Annotated in this window: 10 protein-coding genes; 8 read left to right on the top strand and 2 right to left on the bottom strand. The window is 42.3% G+C overall.

Annotation, left to right across the window (positions count from 1 at the left end):
• The first annotated feature begins 15 nt into the window (after positions 1-15).
• The 4 genes from H6G25_RS01930 (at position 16) to H6G25_RS01915 (ending at position 10268) form a co-directional block, all read left to right on the top strand.
• Positions 16-5394 carry an alkaline phosphatase gene (locus H6G25_RS01930; protein WP_190391050.1) on the top strand — a complete coding sequence of 1793 codons (5379 nt, stop codon included), beginning with the start codon at positions 16-18 and terminating at the stop codon, positions 5392-5394.
• Between the two features lie 252 nt (positions 5395-5646).
• Positions 5647-6828 carry a sulfate adenylyltransferase gene (gene sat, locus H6G25_RS01925; RefSeq protein WP_190391049.1) on the top strand — a complete coding sequence of 394 codons (1182 nt, stop codon included), beginning with the start codon at positions 5647-5649 and terminating at the stop codon, positions 6826-6828.
• Between the two features lie 76 nt (positions 6829-6904).
• The gene (locus tag H6G25_RS01920; RefSeq protein ID WP_190391048.1) at positions 6905-9070 is read left to right on the top strand and encodes a caspase family protein; all 2166 of its coding nucleotides are present in this window, start codon (positions 6905-6907) and stop codon (positions 9068-9070) included.
• A gap of 220 nt (positions 9071-9290) precedes the next feature.
• On the top strand, positions 9291-10268 hold the full coding sequence (locus H6G25_RS01915; RefSeq protein ID WP_190391047.1) for a Uma2 family endonuclease: 978 nt from the start codon (positions 9291-9293) through the stop codon (positions 10266-10268).
• A gap of 366 nt (positions 10269-10634) precedes the next feature.
• Here H6G25_RS01915 and H6G25_RS01910 read toward each other — a convergent pair whose 3' ends face one another.
• Both H6G25_RS01910 and H6G25_RS01905 read right to left on the bottom strand, forming a co-directional pair.
• A complete protein-coding gene (locus tag H6G25_RS01910; RefSeq protein WP_190391046.1) occupies positions 10635-11507 on the bottom strand; it encodes an S-methyl-5'-thioadenosine phosphorylase in 873 nt (290 codons plus the stop codon).
• Positions 11508-11792: 285 nt separating this feature from the next.
• Entirely contained in the window at positions 11793-12785 is a 993-nt protein-coding gene (locus H6G25_RS01905) for a zinc-dependent alcohol dehydrogenase family protein (RefSeq protein WP_190391045.1), read from the bottom strand.
• 264 nt (positions 12786-13049) lie between these two features.
• On the opposite strand from H6G25_RS01905, the gene rimP reads away from it, so the two are divergent.
• From rimP to infB, 4 genes are all read left to right on the top strand, one after another.
• The gene (gene rimP / locus H6G25_RS01900; protein ID WP_190391044.1) at positions 13050-13511 is read left to right on the top strand and encodes a ribosome maturation factor RimP; all 462 of its coding nucleotides are present in this window, start codon (positions 13050-13052) and stop codon (positions 13509-13511) included.
• 140 nt (positions 13512-13651) lie between these two features.
• On the top strand, positions 13652-14905 hold the full coding sequence (nusA, locus tag H6G25_RS01895) for a transcription termination factor NusA (protein WP_190391043.1): 1254 nt from the start codon (positions 13652-13654) through the stop codon (positions 14903-14905).
• Positions 14906-14978: 73 nt separating this feature from the next.
• The gene (locus H6G25_RS01890) at positions 14979-15254 is read left to right on the top strand and encodes a YlxR family protein (protein WP_190391042.1); all 276 of its coding nucleotides are present in this window, start codon (positions 14979-14981) and stop codon (positions 15252-15254) included.
• A 459-nt stretch (positions 15255-15713) separates the two neighbouring features.
• Positions 15714-18818 (top strand): translation initiation factor IF-2, encoded by a 3105-nt coding sequence (gene infB, locus H6G25_RS01885; protein ID WP_190391041.1) that lies wholly within the window; start codon positions 15714-15716, stop codon positions 18816-18818.
• Positions 18819-18934: the final 116 nt, after the last annotated feature.

Genomic DNA, 18934 nt, shown 5'->3' with positions numbered 1-18934 from the left:
CAATTGAGAGGTTTTATGACAACAGGTAATCATGTCATTTTCATGCACCCAGATGGAGCAAGTCCATCTCATTATGCTTTTGCAAGATTTGTAGATAAGGGTCCCGATGGACGTTTGAATTGGGACAAGATGTCCAATGCTGGTGTGTATCTGGGTCACATGGAAAACCAGTTGGGCGGCACATCTAACGCTGGTGCTGTTACCCACGCTACAGGTGCTAAGGTTTATGCTGAGTCTTTTGGTTATGAACTAGGGAATTTACCTGTCACATCCCTTTCTGGAACTACCAAAACCATTGTTGAAGAAGCTAGAGATGCAGGTAAAGTTACCGCCCTAGTTCAATCTGGAGCGATCTATGAACCTGGTACAGCCGCCTTTGTTGCTAAGACACAGCAAATTACTAACGCCAATGGAAGTATCACCGTACCTCGCGCCCAATCTGCGGAAATTGCCAGACAGGTAATTAACTCAGGTGTTGACTTTATCATGGGTGGTGGTGAACTTAATCTGTTACCTGTCGGTACAAATGGTTTTCACGGTACAGCCGCACAACTGGATGCAATTAGTATCAGTTCTCTACAACGTCCTACGGAAAATCTGATTACACTAGCTCAGAACTTGGGTTATACAGTTGTTTATACAGAACAACAACTCAATGCTCTGCTAACTCTCCCCACCCCACCAACTAAAGTATTGGGTGTATTTGCACCTGTTCACACTTTTAACGATCGCCCTGAAGAAGTTTTAGCCGCACAGGGTTTGCCTTTCTATAGGGAAACAGCACCAACTATTGCCGAAATGTTGGATGTCACCCAGAAATTGATGGAAAAGCACCCCAACTTTAACAAAGGTTCTATTACCATTGTGGAAGAAGAAGGTGTAGACAACTTTGGTAATAACAACAATGCCCCTGGTAGCTTAGAGGGTTTACGGCGGACAGACGCAGCCATTGGGGTGGCAATGAACTTCATCGAAAGGCATCCTAATACCTTGATGGTGACTGCTGCTGATAGCGATGCTGGTGGTTTACAAGTAGTTGATCCTCGCACTCCTGGAACAAATCTAGGTAATATTAATAATAATCCCACTAATCCCACTACGACTGCTCGCAACGTACCTCTAGACGGTCAAACTGGTGCTAACACTTTACCTTTTGTCGCTGCTCCAGATGCTGATGGTGATGTGTTTGGGTTTGGTGTTGCCTGGGCGGGTACACCGGATTTTAGTGGTTCAATTGTTTCTAAAGCTCATGGTCTCAATGCAGATAAATTACCTGCAACTCTAGACAATACCAAGATTTATGAGTTGATGTACGAGACTCTATTCAATGTTGAATTGGTATCTCGGAATCCTGACCCCACACCCGCCCCCCCAGCTACCAAGTCAACTGGGAATGTGATTTTTATCCATCCAGATGGTACAAGTCCTTCTCATTACATGGCAACCCGCAATGTTGATTTAGGTCCTGATGGTAGGCTCAACTGGGACAAGATGTCAAATGCAGGTGTCTATTTAGGACACATGGAAAACCAGTTAACTGGTACTTCCAATGCCGGGGCTGTCACTCATGCTAATGGTGTGAAGGTATTCAATGAGTCCTTTGGCTTGAATGAAGACCAATCTATTATTACTCCTGCTTCTGGTAAAGTTGGCTACACAATTTTAGAAGAGGCGATCGCCGCTGGTAAAGCAACCGCCCTTATTCAATCAGGTCATATTGGTGAACCGGGAACAGCCGCTTTTGCTGCTGCCACCACTAACCGCGTTGGCAATAACATCCGCGCCCGTGATAAAACAGCCGAAATTGCCGAACAGGTAATTCGCTCTGGCACTCAAATCATCATGGCGGGGGGTGAAGTTTATCTACTACCTAAGGGTACTACTGGCTTCCACGTTACTGCCGAAATTGATGCTGCTTTCGCTGATGCCGAAGATCGCCCTACCATTAACCTGATTGATTTAGCAATATCTTTGGGTTATAGCGTGGTTTACACGGAAGAGCAAATGAATACTGCTGTGGCGAGCGCTACTGCTTCCACGAAGTTACTGGGAGTCTTTGCTGCTAACCACACCTTTAACGATCGCACTGAAGAAGCACTAGGACTCAACAGTGCCAATCCTCAGCCCCTATATTTAGCTACTGCGCCCACAGTGGCAGAGATGCTAGATGCGTCTTTAAAAATTCTCAGCAAAGACCCTGATGGTTTCTTTGTAGTAGTGGAAGAGGAAGGTAGCGACAACTTTGCGAATAACAATAATGCAGTCGGCACTATTGAAGCTGTTCGCCGCGCTGATGCAGCGATCGGTGTAGCCATGAACTACATCAACACCCAAGATCCTAATACTTTGGTGATTACAGCCGCAGATAGCGATGCTGGCGGATTGCAAGTATTCCAATTCGAGCCTTACACCCGTCCTGCTGGCAACTTTACCCCCAACAACCCCACACTGGCAAATACTGAGCCTAGTGCGCCATTTATTCGTGTTAACCCCACTACAACTAATACAAATCAGGCAGTTTTGGATGGTGTTAACGGCAGCACAGGTACAGCAGAAGCACCTTGGAAACCCTTTGCAGCAAAAAGCAGCATAGATGGAGCGATGGGTAACTTCGGTGTGGCTTGGGTCGGTACTCCTGATTTCCCTGGTAGCATTGTTGCCAAAGCCTATGGGATGAATGCCGAAAAGTTGCCTAGTACCTTGGACAATACCGTAATCTATGACCTCATGTACCAAACCATGTTTGGTGTCTACAATCTAATCAATGGTACAAGTGGTAACAATAATCTCACAGCCACTACTAACCCAGATCGAATTTTGGGTAATGGAGGTAATGATACTATCACCTCAACTGTTGCTAACGCCGGACAAAATGACCTTTTCGATGGTGGCATAGGCACAGATACCTTAGTAATATCTGGAGGAACAGCATCAACCACTTTAACATTGAATGTTGCCAATATTGCCAATACTAGCAATCAATTAAGCGGTATTTCAGGACTGGTAGTTCAAAACTTTGAGCGCTTCGATTTTGCTAACTTCTTGGGAACTCTCAACGCTACTGGTAGCACAGGCAATGACACTATCACTGCTGGTGCTGGTAACGATACCCTTGATGGTGGTGCAGGAACAAATACTCTACGAGGTGGTGCTGGTGATGATACTTATATCATTAGTGCCTCAACTAATACCATTACTGAAGCTGCTAATGCGGGAATAGATACTGTTCGATCATCTGTAACTTACACGCTGGCAACCAATGTAGAAAACCTAGTTCTTACAGGAACTACCGACCTGAATGGAACTGGTAATACCTTCAATAACACCTTAACTGGCAACATTGGTAATAACATCCTCAATGGTGGCATCGGTGCGGATACCCTGATTGGTGGTGCAGGTAACGACACTTATATTGTTGACAACGCAGGTGATGTGATTACGGAAGCAAATGGTGAAGGTAGAGATTTAGTACAATCATCTGTTACTTACACTCTGAGCGACAATGTAGAAAACCTGACCCTGACTGGAAATACAGCCATTAACGGCACTGGAAACGGACTAGATAACACCATCACAGGTAACAGTGGGAATAACACCCTTGATGGTGGCGCTGGTAACGACACTCTCATTGGTGGCGCTGGTAACGACACTCTCATTGGTGGTGCAGGTAACGACACTTATATTGTTGACAACATACTTGATGTAGTCACAGAAGCATTGAATGGAGGTATAGACCTGATTCAATCATCTGTTACTTACACTCTGAGCGAAAATGTAGAAAACCTGACCCTGACTGGAAATACAGCCATTAACGGCACTGGAAACAGCCTGAATAACACCATCACAGGTAACAGTGGAAATAACACCCTCAATGGTGGTTTAGGTACTGATACCCTGATTGGTGGTGCAGGTAACGACACTTATATTGTGGATTCGACCACTGACACTATTACAGACAGTGCAGGCATAGATATCATTCGGTCCGGTGTTGACCTGAGTTTGGTTGGTTATGCCACTATCGAAAACCTCACCCTCACAGACACAGCCTTGATTGGTACTGGAAACAGCCTGAATAACACCCTCACAGGTAACAGTGGGAATAACACCCTTGATGGTGGTACTGGTAAGGACACTCTGATTGGTGGTGTAGGCAACGACACTTACATTGTTGACAACATACTTGATGTAGTCACAGAAGCATTGAATGGAGGTATAGACCTGATTCAATCATCTATCACCTATACTCTGGGCGACAATGTAGAAAACCTCACCCTGGCTGGAAATACAGCCATTAACGGCACTGGAAACAGCCTGAATAACACCATCACAGGTAACAGTGGAAATAACACCCTCAATGGTGGTTTAGGTATTGACACCCTGATTGGTGGTGCAGGTAACGACACTTATATTGTTGACAACATACTTGATGTAGTCACAGAAGCATTGAATGGAGGTATAGACCTGATTCAATCATCTGTCACCTATACTCTGGGCGACAATGTAGAAAACCTCACCCTGGCTGTTGGAAATACAGCCATTAACGGCACTGGAAACAGCCTGAATAACACCATCACAGGTAACAGTGGAAATAACACCCTTAATGGTGGTGCCGGTAACGACACCTTGCTGGGTGGTACAGGAAATGATACCCTGATTGGTAGTGCTGGTAATGATAGTTTGGTTGGTGGTACAGGAAATGATACTTATTTGTTCTCCATTACCACTAGCATCGGTACTGACACCATTACAGAAGCAGTAGGTGGTGGTCAAGATACTATTGACTTCACTGGTACAACCGCAGCAATCCGCCTAAATCTAGGCATCATCACTACTCAAACCCTGGTTGCTAATGGTTCAAAACTGAAATTAACTGCCGCTAATACCATTGAAAATGTGATTGCTGGTGCTGGAGCAGATAGAATTATCGGTAATGGCCTAGATAACCGCTTGGTTGGTGGCGCTGGTAATGATACTCTAGTTGGTAGTGCTGGTAATGATACTCTAGTTGGTAGTGCTGGTAATGACATTCTGACTGGTGGTGCTGGTAATGATGTCTTCAGCTTTACAGGGAATGCGGCGTTCACTTCCGCTAGTCAAGGTCTAGATACTATCCAAGACTTTGGTATCGGTAGTGACCAAATATTGTTGAGTAAGTCTGTATTCGCTTCTGTTACCAGTGTTATCGGTCAAGGATTCAGTGTAGCAAACGAGTTTGCTGTGGTTGAAGATGATGATTTGGTAGGTACTAGTAACGGGCTAATTGTCTATAGCCAAAGCAGTGGTAGTCTTTACTACAACCAAAATGGCGCGGCTGCGGGCTTTGGTACTGGTAGTGAGTTTGCTATTCTTGCTACTGCTCCCACTCTGACTGCTAGTAATTTCTCTCTTGTTTAATGAGTAATTAGTTCACTTAATCAGTGATCTCTGAGGTGGGAGATGATAGCGCGATCGCGCTATCATCTCCCACTTTTTTTGTTTGATGCTAAAAAACTGCTAAAATCTTTTTTAGCAGTAGAAGCAGAAGACTCCAGCCAACAACTGGCAACCAAAAATTAGGATTTCACAAAAATTTCACAAAAATTTAACAATGTCTACAAAAATTTGATAAATTAATACATAATTCGCAACAATTAGGGAAACATTACCTTGAGTTATCATCCAGAAGCAAATGCCCCCCACGGTGGAGAGTTAATTAACCGAGTTGCTTCCGCAGCACAAAGAGAACTATTTCTAACCAAAGCTGACTTTTTACCCCGTGTGGAACTTGATGAACGAGCAGTTTCTGATTTAGAAATGATTGCTATTGGTGGTTTTAGTCCGTTGACTGGTTTTATGAACCAAGCAGACTACAACCGAGTAGTTACAGAAATGCGGTTAGCTAACAATATTGTCTGGTCAATTCCTATTACACTGTCTGTAACCCCAGCAGTGGCAGCCCCTTTAGAAATAGGTAATTTAGTGCGTCTGGATAACCCCAGCGGGCAGTTTATTGGGGTATTGGAATTAACCGAAAAATATGCCTACGACAAACAACGGGAAGCTATTAATGTTTACCGCACTGACGACCCTAAACATCCCGGCGTGCAGGTAGTATACAATCAGGGTTCTATTAACTTGGCTGGTGATATCTGGTTATTACAACGGGACTCTCATCCCCATTTTCCTAGCTACCAAATTGATCCCGCTGCTGCACGGGAAATGTTTAGAAACAAGGGCTGGAAAACAATTGTCGGTTTCCAAACTCGTAATCCCATCCACCGGGCCCATGAGTATATTCAAAAGTGCGCTTTAGAGACTGTTGATGGTCTATTCTTACACCCACTGGTAGGAGCAACTAAGGAAGATGATATTGCTGCTGATGTGCGGATGCGTTGTTATGAGATTCTGCTAGAACACTATTATCCCCTAGATAGAGTAATTTTAGCAATTAATCCCGCAGCAATGCGTTATGCAGGTCCAAGGGAAGCGATTTTTCATGCCTTAGTTCGCAAGAATTACGGGTGTACACATTTTATTGTCGGACGGGATCATGCTGGTGTAGGTGATTATTACGGCACTTATGACGCTCAGTACATATTCGATGAATTTGCGCCAGAAGAGTTGGGAATTGTTCCTATGAAGTTTGAACACGCTTTTTACTGCACACGCACCAAACAAATGGCTACAACTAAAACCAGCCCCAGCAGACCAGAAGAACGGGTTCATCTGTCTGGAACAAAGGTGCGGGAAATGTTACGTCGGGGTGAATTACCACCACCAGAATTTTCTCGTCCAGAAGTAGCTGCTGAATTAACACGGGCTATGCAAAATTCGCCCGTATTAGTTTAGATTAAGACTAGAAACTTTACTCTATGGACTTCAGCCTTTAAGCTATTACTGACGGGCTGGGGTCTGATGGTTAATTATGAAACGGCGTAAGTTTTTACAAGAAATTAGCTGCGTCTTAGCAGCGTTAGGACTAGCACAAGAAGAGTGGTTAAGTTTGGGCAATCCTTATTACCAGGCTTTAGCACAATCTAAATCTCGCAAGTTAGCATTATTGATAGGTATTAATCAATATTCACAGAGTCCTGTCTTGGCTGGTTGTGTTACTGATGTGGAATTACAAAGGGAATTGTTAATTAATCGCTTTGGTTTTCCAGCAGCAGATATTCTGACTTTAACGGACAAACAAGCAACTAAAGACCTAATTACAGCGGCTTTTGTAGATCATTTGAGTCAGCAAGTCAAACCTGAAGATGTGGTGATTTTCCATTTCTCAGGTTATGGTACTCGCGTGAAGACAAATGATCAAATCCCTGACTTTTTTAAGAAATCGGGAATCTATAGAACAGGTATATTACAAAATGCTATACTTCCTGTTGATGAAAATAATTTAGGAGATGAAAAATCTGTCAACTATTTATTAGAAGAAACTCTCTTACTATTATTGCAATCTCTACCCACAAATCAAGTTATAGCAGTATTGGATACGAGTTACTATCATCCTACTGAATTAAAATCCACAGGGTTGCAAATTCGTACTCGTCCAGAATTATCATCTCTAACTTTGAAAACAGAAGAATTAGAGTTTTTATCACAATTCAAAAATCAAAAATCACCTATTAATAATGCCCTGATTTTTCAAGCTACTTCAGAACCAGATCAACAAGCGGGAGAATTACTTTTCCCTGGTTGGAGTGCGGGATTATTTACTTATGCCTTAACTCAATATTTGTGGGAAACTACTCCCCAAAAAACAATACAAGTTCTCCTTTCTCATGTGGGTAGTTCTATATATAAACTGGCAGGAAAACAACAACCAAGCCTATTAAGTGCGCGGAAAAATCCCGAAAATGCTCTCATTACTGATTATTTCCCTATTAATAACTCTAGGGGTGTGGGCATAATCAAATCCATAGAAGATGATGGTAAAACAATCAAATTATGGTTAGGAGGATTACCTCCCCTGGTTTTAGCAAATTATGGCGTAAATTCTCGTTTAATGGTCGAGACTGGAGAAGAGTTAATTATTAAATCCCGAACTGGTTTAATAGCCAAAGCCCAAGTAGATAAAGAAATTATCAAATTACCACTTGGACAAATAGTACAAGAATCTGTTCGCGCATTACCCAGAAATACCCATCTTAATATGGCCTTAGATCAGGGTTTAGAAAGAATTGAACGGGTAGATGCTACCAGCGCTTTTTCAGGAATTAACAATGTAGTTAATATTGTCACCAGCACAGAAACCGCTGATTATGTCTTTGGTAAAGTTTCCCAAATACCCAGCCGTTATGGTGTTTTTTCCCTGGGTGGTGAACTAATTACCAATACTGTAGGGGAAATTGATGAAGCTGTAAAAGTAGCAGTGCAACGATTAACACCAAAATTTTCTACCCTGTTAGCATCAAAATTATGGCAACTTACGGAAAATGAGGGTACTTCCCGTTTACCAGTTAGGGCAACTTTAGAGGTTGTTAATAACATTCTACCTCGTATTCTCATGGTTAGGGAAACCGTAGAAACTGCTAATAGTGATAAAACCTATCCCAGACCCAGTTATTCCCCCACCGCTATTCCCACAATTTCTGTAGGTAGTCTGGTGCAGTATAGAATTGAAAATTTGAGCGATCGCCCTGTATACTTGATTCTAGTAGCTTTAAATAATAACCAAAGTGCCTTTGCCTTTTATCCTTGGCAAGTTTTTCCACCAAACAACATTTCTCCTCACAAACCCCAATTAACAGAAATCCTCATTCCTCCCGGAAAAACCGTCAAAATTCCAGATAATCAACCTGTACCTGGTTGGTTAGTTCCCACACTTTCTACCTTTTGTCAACACCAAATTATTCTCAGCACAAACCCCTTTAAGGAAACTCTCACAGCCTTAGCCACTGCCAAATATCCTACCACAGATCAACAAGCCATTAGTCCTTTAGTTAATCCTTTAAAAGTTGCTCAAGCTCTATTGCAAGACTTACATCACAGCAGTAAAGTTAAAGATGATATTAATCCTACTACCACTGATGCCTATATTTTAGATGTCAATAATTGGGCAAGTTTAAACTTTAGTTTTCAAGTTGTTTAAGTAACATCTGCTGGTACTTTGGGTGATCAGTGCCATAAAAATTTTTTCGTGATAATTTATAATTAATACTAAATATAAGTAAGTGAACGTAAAAAAACCGACATAAGTAACTAAAAGTAAAGTTGCCCAAAACCTCTTCCCTGTTCCCTGTTCCCTGTTCCCTTGTCATAACGACAATTTTTCACACCAACCTACTTAGTAACTTATCAAAATCAAACCTATGGCTTTAACCGCACAAGAAATAGAAGCATTAATGCCAGATTGCACGGAACTACTCAGCGACGAACCAGAAATGGAAAGCTCCTTACATTACACACAACTATTAATATTAGTAACTTGCTTAGAATGGTTATGGCGCGATCAAGAAGATTTTTTCATTGGTGCAAATCTCAGCATCTACTATAGTCGACAACAGTTAAAAAATCGAGACTTTAGAGGACCAGACTTTTTCCTAGTCAAAAACACGGAAAAGCGCCCCCGCGCTTCCTGGGTAATATGGGAAGAGGACGGTAAATATCCGAATTTGATTATTGAATTACTTTCTGATTCTACAGCCAAAGTAGACAGAGGATTGAAAAAAGAATTGTATCAAACTCGATTTAGGACTCCTGAGTATTTTTGGTTTTCCCCGAATACCTTAGAATTGGTAGGTTGGAGATTAGTAGGAAATAAATACGAAAGTATTAGTCCTTCAGAAAATGGTTGGTATTGGAGTCAGGAATTAGGATTATACTTAGGAGTGCTGGAAAATAGGTTAAGGTATTTTACCGTTGAGGGTAGATTAATACTTACGCCAGAAGAAGCAAATTTAGAAGAAATTAGAAAAGCTGAAATTGAACGTCAAAAAGCTGAAATTGAACGTCAAAAAGCTGAATCTGAAAAGCGAAGGGCTGAAATTGAACGTCAAAAAGCTGAATCTGAAAAGCGAAGGGCTGAATCTGAACGTCAAAAAGCTGAATCTGAACGTCAAAAAGCTGAATCTGAACGTCAAAAAGCTGAAGCTGAACAACAAAAAGCTGAAATTGAACAACAAAAAGCTGAAATTGAACGTCAAAAAGCTGAAATTGAACGTCAAAAAGCTGAAGCTGAACAACAAAAGGCTGAAGCTGAAAAGCGAAGGGCTGATGAGGCAGAGCTAAAAGTAGCAATTTTAACTCAACGTTTGCAGGAATTAGGTATTGAAACTGATGATTTATAACTGAGATTATTCCCACGAAACAATCCCAGGAGAATTAAACAATATGGATTTGGTGTAATTACTACACCGTAATTTACCTATAATCCATTTATTGCTTTGAACATTCTAAGAGGATGCTTGCAAAGTAGAAAAGGATAAAGGTTTTGAAACCCACCTTCTTAAAACACTCATTTTTAGGACTTACGCAAGATTCATGGAATAACGAACCACTCCAGGCACAGAGGTCACGGAGAAATGAGGATTTGAGAGATATTTTGCGTAAGTCCTGATTTTTTCATTTTCTCTCTCGTCTTAGGAAAGGTCTTTGAGGTTTATTTGTGTCTTATAAGACTTGCAAACCAAACATCCTCTTAGGTATAATTTCCCTTATAAATACTTCTCTAACAATAATCGCAATTTTTCCTTAGTTGCTGTAGGTGCTTTGTCCAGATTCGTTAAAATAGCATACTTTAAAGCCGAATGAGCATCACTAATGGGATAAATTTCGCTTAATCTCTTTACAGTTTCTTGAATTACCCTTTGAGCATTTATCGCGTTTTTATGTAAATTACTAATCACCATTTCCACCGTCACACTATCATGATCAGTATGCCAACAATCATAATCTGTCACCAGTGCTAATGTTGCATAAGCAATTTCCGCTTCCCTAGCTAACTTTGCTTCTGGTAAATTTGTCATACCAATCACTGTAGCATTCCAACTTCGATAAAAATGAGATTCCGCTTGAGTGGAAAAAGCCGGTCCCTCCATACATACGTAAGTACCGCCATGATGCAAGGTAACATCTGGTAAATTTAAAGCTGCGATCGCATCCGCTAAAATACCAGATAACTTTTTACAAATCGGGTCACCAAAAGCGATATGAGCGACAATACCTTCACCAAAGAATGTAGAAATTCGATTTCTGGTTCTATCAATAAACTGATCAGGAATTACCATATCTAGGGGTTTAGCTTCAGCCTTTAAAGAACCCACAGCACTGGCAGATATTAAATATTCTACCCCTAATTGCTTCATAGCGTAAATATTAGCCCGAAATGGCAACTCAGAAGGTAATAGAGTATGATCACGACCATGACGCGCTAGAAAAGCTACTCTTGTCTCCTCTAAAGTTCCGAGAATAATCGCGTCAGAGGGAGAACCAAAAGGTGTAGAAATTTCTACCTCCTCCACATCTTTAAGAGCGTCCATTTTGTACAAACCGCTACCACCAATAATTCCAATTCTCGCTACTGTCATATTATCAAACCTGTGATTAATTGGTCTAAAAAGTAATTTTACAGGAAATATTACAACTATTTCCCATCATGGTTAAAAACAATTTATGGAAGTTAAGATATGATGCTTTTTTCCAAAATCCAAAATTCAGTTAATCCCTAACTTTCTCATCATATATACCATTTTATCCTCCACAAAATTAGAGATTTATCTGTGTTTATCTGTGGTTAAATTCCTATTATTTTACCTCGACAAGAACGGGAATATTATAAACACAATTATCTCAACAAATTTCCTCCTTAATTATCAATTAAATAAAACGATCTTACCTAAAACCGAACCATTTTCAATTAAAGTATGTGCTTGTGCTGCTTCAGCTAAAGGAAAAGTCTGACTAACTTTAATCCTTAACTTACCTTCATCTATCCAATTCGCACATTGTTGTAAAATATCTCCATGATGTTCTAATGCTTCCACAATTCCTGATAACATTGGTGTCAACATTAATTCCAAACCAATTCGTAGATTTCTATTTCTAGCAACCTTCCAAACAGTATTAGCTTTAGGTTCGAGAATAGTGACAATATCACCATAAATGCGTACTGCGGGAAAAGACCTTTCAAAAATATCACCACCAACAGTATCAAACACTAAATCCACACCTACACCATCAGTCCAGTCTAATACAGAATTGACAAAATCAGTTTCTCGATAGAAAATCACTTTATCAGCGCCAATTTGAGTAACGAAATTAGCCTTTTCCAAAGAACTAACCGTAGTTGCTACCCTTGCACCTTTGAGTTTAGCCAATTGAATGGCTACATGACCAACACCACCAGCGCCAGCATGAATTAATACACTTTCTCCCGGTTCAAGTCTTCCCCGTTCATATAAAGCTTCCCAAGCAGTGATTAAAACCAGGGGTGCGGCTGCTGCTTCTGCAAAAGAAACAGACTTGGGCTTAAAAGCAACAAATCTTTCATCAATAGTAGTGTATTCAGCGTAATTTCCCTGATGTGCGCCCAAACCACCATAACAAAAATATACTTCATCACCAACCTGGAACTTTTGCACATCAGCGCCCACAGATTCTACTATACCAGCGCCATCACATCCTAAAATAGCTGGCATTTGTTCAGGATCAAATGTACCTCGTTGACGTAATTTAGTATCAATCGGGTTAACACCAGCCGCTAAGATGCGAACTAGAATTTCTGTGTTTGTTGGTACGGGTTGAGGTAATTCTCGTAACTGTAAAACATCCGGCTTACCCGCTGCTGTCATTAATATTGCTTTCATGCTTTTCCCCCCAATGTACTTGTTTAACTCAAAGTAAAAATTACAAACAAATGACAAAAATAAATAACCACTAATTCAAAAATCTCTTGATTCCCTATTTCCTGTTCCCTGTTCCCTAATTTTTGAGAGACCATCTTTATTAATTAAAGAAATAGGCTACACTCATGTTAGGGGCGAACTCATGGAGTGCGTCACAAGACTTCTTGGAAGATATCCCTATCGCAGGAAGTGGGTTGAAGCCCACTTTTTTTATTGAATTCTCTCATGACTCATCCTTTAATACCACAAATTATTGATTTGGCGACACCAGTAGCGACAGAATTAGGGTTGGAAATTGTTAATGTAGTTTTTCATACAAATCAAACTCCGCCAATCCTACGGGTAGATATATTTAATCCTCTACAAGACATTGGCCTGGATGATTGTGAAAGGATGAGCCGTGCCTTAGAAGCGTCATTAGATGCGGCAGAGATCATACCAGACGCTTATATATTGGAAGTATCTAGTCCTGGTATTTCAAGACAACTAGTAACAGACAGGGAATTTATTTCCTTCAAAGGATTTCCTGTAGTGATTTCCACTTTCCCACCCTACGAAAAAAAGCAAGAGTGGATAGGTCTATTGATTCGCCGGGACGAAACTACAGTTTACCTTAACCAGAAAGGTCGTGTAGTGGAAATTCCCCGTGACCTCATCAGCAGAGTACAAATAGATGAGCGTAGGTAATCAATATTAGATTTTAGACATTGGATTCGGGAACGGGAAAAAGGTAATTGGTGCGGAGTAATTGGTCATGGAGAAACAATTACCTATCACACATTATCTGATTGTGCTGACTGCTTGCATAAAATTTTAGGAGACTGCGTATGTCAATGGTGACCTTATCGGGATTAAAAGAACTAATCGAAAGTATTAGCCAAGAACGCAACTTACCGCGTTTAGCTGTACAAGCAGCCATTAGAGAAGCATTACTTAAGGGTTACGAACGTTATCGTCGCGCCCAAAATTTAGAACGTAAACAATTTGATGAGGAGTATTTTCACAATTTTGAAGTAGAATTAGATATAGAGGGTGAAGGATTTCGTGTTCTTTCCACCAAAAACATTGTTGAAGCAGTTAATAACACCGACCACCAAATTTCCTTAGACGAAGTACAGCAAGTAGCTCCAGAAGCCCAATTGGGAGATTCCGTAGTTTTAGATGTCACCCCGGATCAGAGAGAATTTGGGCGCATGGCCGCCATGCAAACTAAGCAAGTATTGGCGCAAAAATTGCGAGACCAACAGCGCCAAATGGTACAAGAAGAGTTTCAAGACTTAGAGGGAACAGTTTTACAAGCCAGGGTATTACGCTTTGAACGCCAGTCAGCTATTTTAGCAGTTAGCAGTGGATTTGGACAAGCAGAAGTAGAAGGAGAATTACCAAAACGAGAACAGCTACCCAACGACAACTATCGAGCTAATGCTACCTTTAAGGTATATCTAAAAAAAGTTTCCCAAGGACAGCAGAGAGGACCACAATTGATTCTATCTCGTGCTGATGCAGGTTTAGTTGTTTATCTATTCGCCAATGAAGTTCCGGAAATTGAAGATGAGGTGGTGAGAATTGTGGCTGTAGCGCGAGAGGCCAATCCGCCATCTCGCTATGTTGGACCGCGGACAAAAATTGCCGTTGATACCCTAGATCGGGATGTAGATCCTGTTGGTGCTTGTATTGGGGCGAGGGGATCAAGAATCCAAGTCGTAGTTAACGAATTACGAGGGGAAAAAATTGATGTCATTCGCTGGTCACCAGACCCAGCCACCTATATTGCCAATGCATTGAGTCCAGCAAAGGTAGATGAAGTTAGACTCATGGACCCAGAAAGTCGCCAAACCCACGTTTTAGTCGCTGAAGATCAACTGAGTTTAGCAATTGGGAAAGAAGGACAAAATGTGCGGTTAGCAGCCCGTCTTACCGGTTGGAAAATTGATATTAAAGATCAAGCCAAGTATGATTATGAAGGCGAAAATACCAAATTTGCAGCAGTAAGAGCGCAATATCAGTCACAAAATTATGAAGATGAGAGGACAGATAGAGAAGATGAAATCGCAGAAGAACTAGAATTAGATGAAGATTAACTCTCCTGGGGAGACAATATCTGGGGAAGATAATTCTTTCCACTGACCACTGACCACTAACCACTAACAACCGATGAAACCGAACTATCGGCGTTGTATTAGTTGTCGCCAAGTCAACTTGAAGCAAGAGTTTTGGCGCATTGTCCGCGTCTTTCCATCTGGAAAGGTACAATTAGATCAGGGCATGGGGCGTTCTGCCTATATCTGTCCTCAAGCCAGTTGCCTCCAAGCAGCTCAAAAGAAAAATAGATTAGGGAGATCCCTGCGCGGGGCAGTGCCAGATACAGTGTATCAAACATTGTGGCAACGTCTAGATCACGGCAATTCCCAAAATCATATTCAATGGTAATAACACAAATTGCGATAATCCTTTGAGAGATTATGACAAGAAACCGACTATTTTTGCCCTGATCATATCCTTTAGTATCGCTCAAGTTAGTGCCAAAATGGTAAATGGGTGTAAACAGCTTTTTCGGTCTCTCTTTTTTGGCGAGACGCGGGGCATTACTCCCAAAGAGTTTTTCTGGATTGTGTTGTGGAAAACTCACAAGGAAAGCAAAACAAAAAAAATCAAACATGGCAACCTGGTAGCGCCAAAGCGCAGTTGGGCATTAACCATAGCCCACGCGACCGCGTAAGGAAAATTGAATGGTGGAGATGCCACCATGAAACCGAAACATCTCTCTTTCCTAACTGGAGGCACCGGCAATATCACCAAGGGCAACCGAAAAAACAGTGATCACAGGGTGGAGATGTCATAAACCAGGCAACCATCCGCTAAAACTGTAAATTAAAGGGGAAAGAGTGGATGAACAACGGCAAAGTTAGAATCTATGACTTATCAAAGGAATTGAATTTGGATAATAAAGAGCTATTAGTAATTTGCGACCAGCTCGACATCGCGGTCAAAAGTCACAGCAGCACGATTTCCGAATCAGAAGCTGAACAGATTCGTACCGCAGCCCAAAAGGTCATTGCCGCGAATTTAGCCGCCAAAAAAGCTGCTAAAAAGGAACAAGGTACAAATGGCCATAGACCAAATTCATTCCCAAACCACAAGAGCGCCAATCACAAACAGCAAATTCTGGAAATTCGCAAACCGAAAATATTGAGAAACACCACCAACAACACACCTGATGCTTCAGTAGCGACTGCTGCTGCTGACGCTAATCATCCTTCACCTCCACGGACTTTCGCTACACCAGTGTCACCCATGAAGCCGACGGCACCAACTCGACCAGTACCCAGAAATCAATCTGAAACTCCGCACAAGCCTAATATCACCCCACCGGAACAGGGATCTAATTCTCAACCAACAGGGGAAAGGGTGAGTGCGGAAAAGTCAGAAAAAATACCTGCACCCAGACCGAAACCAGAGAAACCTTACAAACCCCAATTGGTTTCTCCTCCTCCCAGAGTAGATGGGACAAAACCACCTGAAACACAATCCGTAGGAGTATCGGAAAAACCAGTCCTCAAACGGGATAGACAACAACGCGCTGAAGATAATCCGCATCCAATTCGAGGTAAAGCAAATAAACCTTCATCGGACCAAAATCCACCACCAGCACCGTCAAAACCCAGTCGTGCTAATTCAGCCCCGACAAAACCAGAACAGCGAAGTGGTAGACCATCTGTGGGTGGTGACATCCAACGCCCTCGACCAGCACGCTCTGGTGAACCAGTGGCCGCCATGCCCATTGCCACTCCACCCCGGCATAATGTGGGAGGAGGGAAGAAGGAAGTATTAGATAATACACTAATAGTCCCCGATATCCTGGATTTAAAACGTCCCACACCCCCACGTCTCAACAAAGGCGGGAAAAAATGGCAAGAAGAAGAAATCATTGACGAAATCAAAGAAAAGGCTAAGATTGGACCCAAGGGCAAACGGGTCAAACCAGTCTTAGAAGATGATTTACTCGATGAAGAGGATTTACTTGATGAAGGTCTGGGTGAAATTTCCGCAGCAGTCCAAGTCAGTCTTTCCATTGCCCGTCCTCCCAAACCTAAAGGGACTCGCCACGGTGCGCCAACGGTAGCGGTTGTAGCTGCTCCCACCACTAGAGGTAAAAAATCTAGTTCTTCGCGCGAGCAACATCGTCGTCAAGAAACCGTAGAACAAAAACCAGACCGTCCAGCCACACTGGCTGTTACCGGTCCATTAACAGTTCAAGAATTGGCGGATGCCTTGGTAATTGCCGATACAGAGATTGTCAAAATTCTGTTTATGAAAGGCATGGCCGTCAGTATCACCCAAAACCTGGATATTCCGACTATTACCCTGGTAGCCAAAGAACTAGAAGTAGAAGTCGAAATCGTGGAACGTGAGGCCGAGGCTCGCAAGATCACAGAAATGATTGACGTGGAAGACTTGGATCACCTGATTCGTCGTCCTCCAGTGGTTACCATTATGGGTCACGTAGACCACGGTAAAACCACCCTCCTCGACTCTATTCGCAAAACTAAAGTTGCGGCTGGAGAAGCGGGCGGTATTACCCAACATATCGGCGCGTACCATGTTGATATAGTCCATGAAGGCAAACCACAGCAGATTGTCTTCCTAGATACTCCCGGACACGAAGCCTTCACAGCTATGCGTGCCAGAGGTGCTAGGGTGACAGATATAGCCGTTTTGGTCGTCGCTGCTGATGACGGTGTTCGTCCCCAAACCATGGAAGCTATTAGCCACGCTAAAGCCGCAGATGTTCCCATTGTTGTCGCTATTAACAAGATTGATAAAGAAGGCGCACAACCAGAGCGAGTTAAACAAGAACTCACTAATTACGGTCTCACCGCTGAAGACTGGGGTGGTGAAACTATTATGGTTCCCGTCAGTGCTATCAGAGGCGAAAACCTCGATACTCTCCTAGAAATGATTATGCTGGTGTCGGAAGTTGCCGAACTATCCGCTAATCCAGATCGGGCTGCTAAGGGAACAGTCATTGAGGCTCATTTGGATAAAGCTAAGGGTGCTGTTGCTACCTTGCTGATTCAAAATGGTACTCTCCACGTTGGAGATATGCTTGTAGCTGGTTCGGCCTTTGGTAAAGTCCGCGCTATGGTTAATGATCGAGGCAAGCGTGTAGACGTTGCTAGTCCATCCTTTGCTGTAGAAGTATTGGGTTTAAGTGATGTCCCTGCTGCTGGTGATGATTTCGAGGTCTATGAAAACGAGAAAGAAGCTCGTTCTATAGCAAGCGATCGCGCGGACAAACAACGTCAATCCAGGTTATTACAGGGCCGTGTTACCCTCACAACCCTGTCAGCACAAGCACAAGAAGGCGAGTTGAAAGAACTCAACTTGATCCTCAAGGGCGACGTGCAAGGTTCTGTGGAAGCCATTATCGGCTCTCTACGCCAAATTCCTCAAAACGAAGTCCAAATTCGGATGCTCCTGGCTACCGCTGGAGAAATCACCGAAACAGACATAGACTTAGCTGCGGCTAGTAACGCTGTTATCATTGGCTTTAATACCACTTACGCCAGTGGCGCGAGACAAGCCGCGGATGAAGCTGGTGTAGATGTTCGAGAATATAACATCATCTACAAACTCTTGGAAGATATTCAAGGTGCTTTAGAAGGTCTCCTCGAACCAGAATTGGTAGAAGAACCCTTGGGACAAACAGAAGTCCGTGCTGTCTTCCCAGTTGGCCGGGGCGCAGTTGCCGGTTGTTATGTTCAATCTGGTAAACTGGTTCGCAACTGTAAAGTGCGCGTCCGTCGCCATAATAAGGTAGTTTATGAAGGTGTTCTCGATTCGCTGAAACGGATGAAAGAAGATGCCCGCGAGGTCAACGCAGGTTATGAATGTGGTATCGGCATTGATAAGTTCCATGACTGGGTGGAAAATGACATCATTGAAGCCTATCAAATGGTAACTAAACGTCGTACCCTAACCATGACGAAATAGTTCCGTGATGAGAACGTTGAGTGCTGAGTTGATGAGTGTTGAATTAAGACTATTTAGAGTTCAACACTCATATAAGTTAAACTCAGCACTCCGTAATTCACGACTAATAACGTTGA

The organism is Dolichospermum sp. FACHB-1091 (assembly GCF_014697585.1).
Taxonomy (GTDB): domain Bacteria; phylum Cyanobacteriota; class Cyanobacteriia; order Cyanobacteriales; family Nostocaceae; genus Dolichospermum.
This window is presented reverse-complemented; position numbering and strand designations above follow the sequence as displayed.

Coding starts and splice junctions, on each gene's coding strand:
- H6G25_RS01890 (WP_190391042.1), top strand. CDS start 14,979: ATGAAACCGAACTATCGGCGTTGTATTAGTTGTCGCCAAGTCAACTTG.
- H6G25_RS01915 (WP_190391047.1), top strand. CDS start 9,291: ATGGCTTTAACCGCACAAGAAATAGAAGCATTAATGCCAGATTGCACG.
- H6G25_RS01930 (WP_190391050.1), top strand. CDS start 16: ATGACAACAGGTAATCATGTCATTTTCATGCACCCAGATGGAGCAAGT.
- H6G25_RS01910 (WP_190391046.1), bottom strand. CDS start 11,507: ATGACAGTAGCGAGAATTGGAATTATTGGTGGTAGCGGTTTGTACAAA.
- rimP (WP_190391044.1), top strand. CDS start 13,050: ATGACTCATCCTTTAATACCACAAATTATTGATTTGGCGACACCAGTA.
- nusA (WP_190391043.1), top strand. CDS start 13,652: ATGTCAATGGTGACCTTATCGGGATTAAAAGAACTAATCGAAAGTATT.
- H6G25_RS01905 (WP_190391045.1), bottom strand. CDS start 12,785: ATGAAAGCAATATTAATGACAGCAGCGGGTAAGCCGGATGTTTTACAG.
- H6G25_RS01920 (WP_190391048.1), top strand. CDS start 6,905: ATGAAACGGCGTAAGTTTTTACAAGAAATTAGCTGCGTCTTAGCAGCG.
- infB (WP_190391041.1), top strand. CDS start 15,714: ATGAACAACGGCAAAGTTAGAATCTATGACTTATCAAAGGAATTGAAT.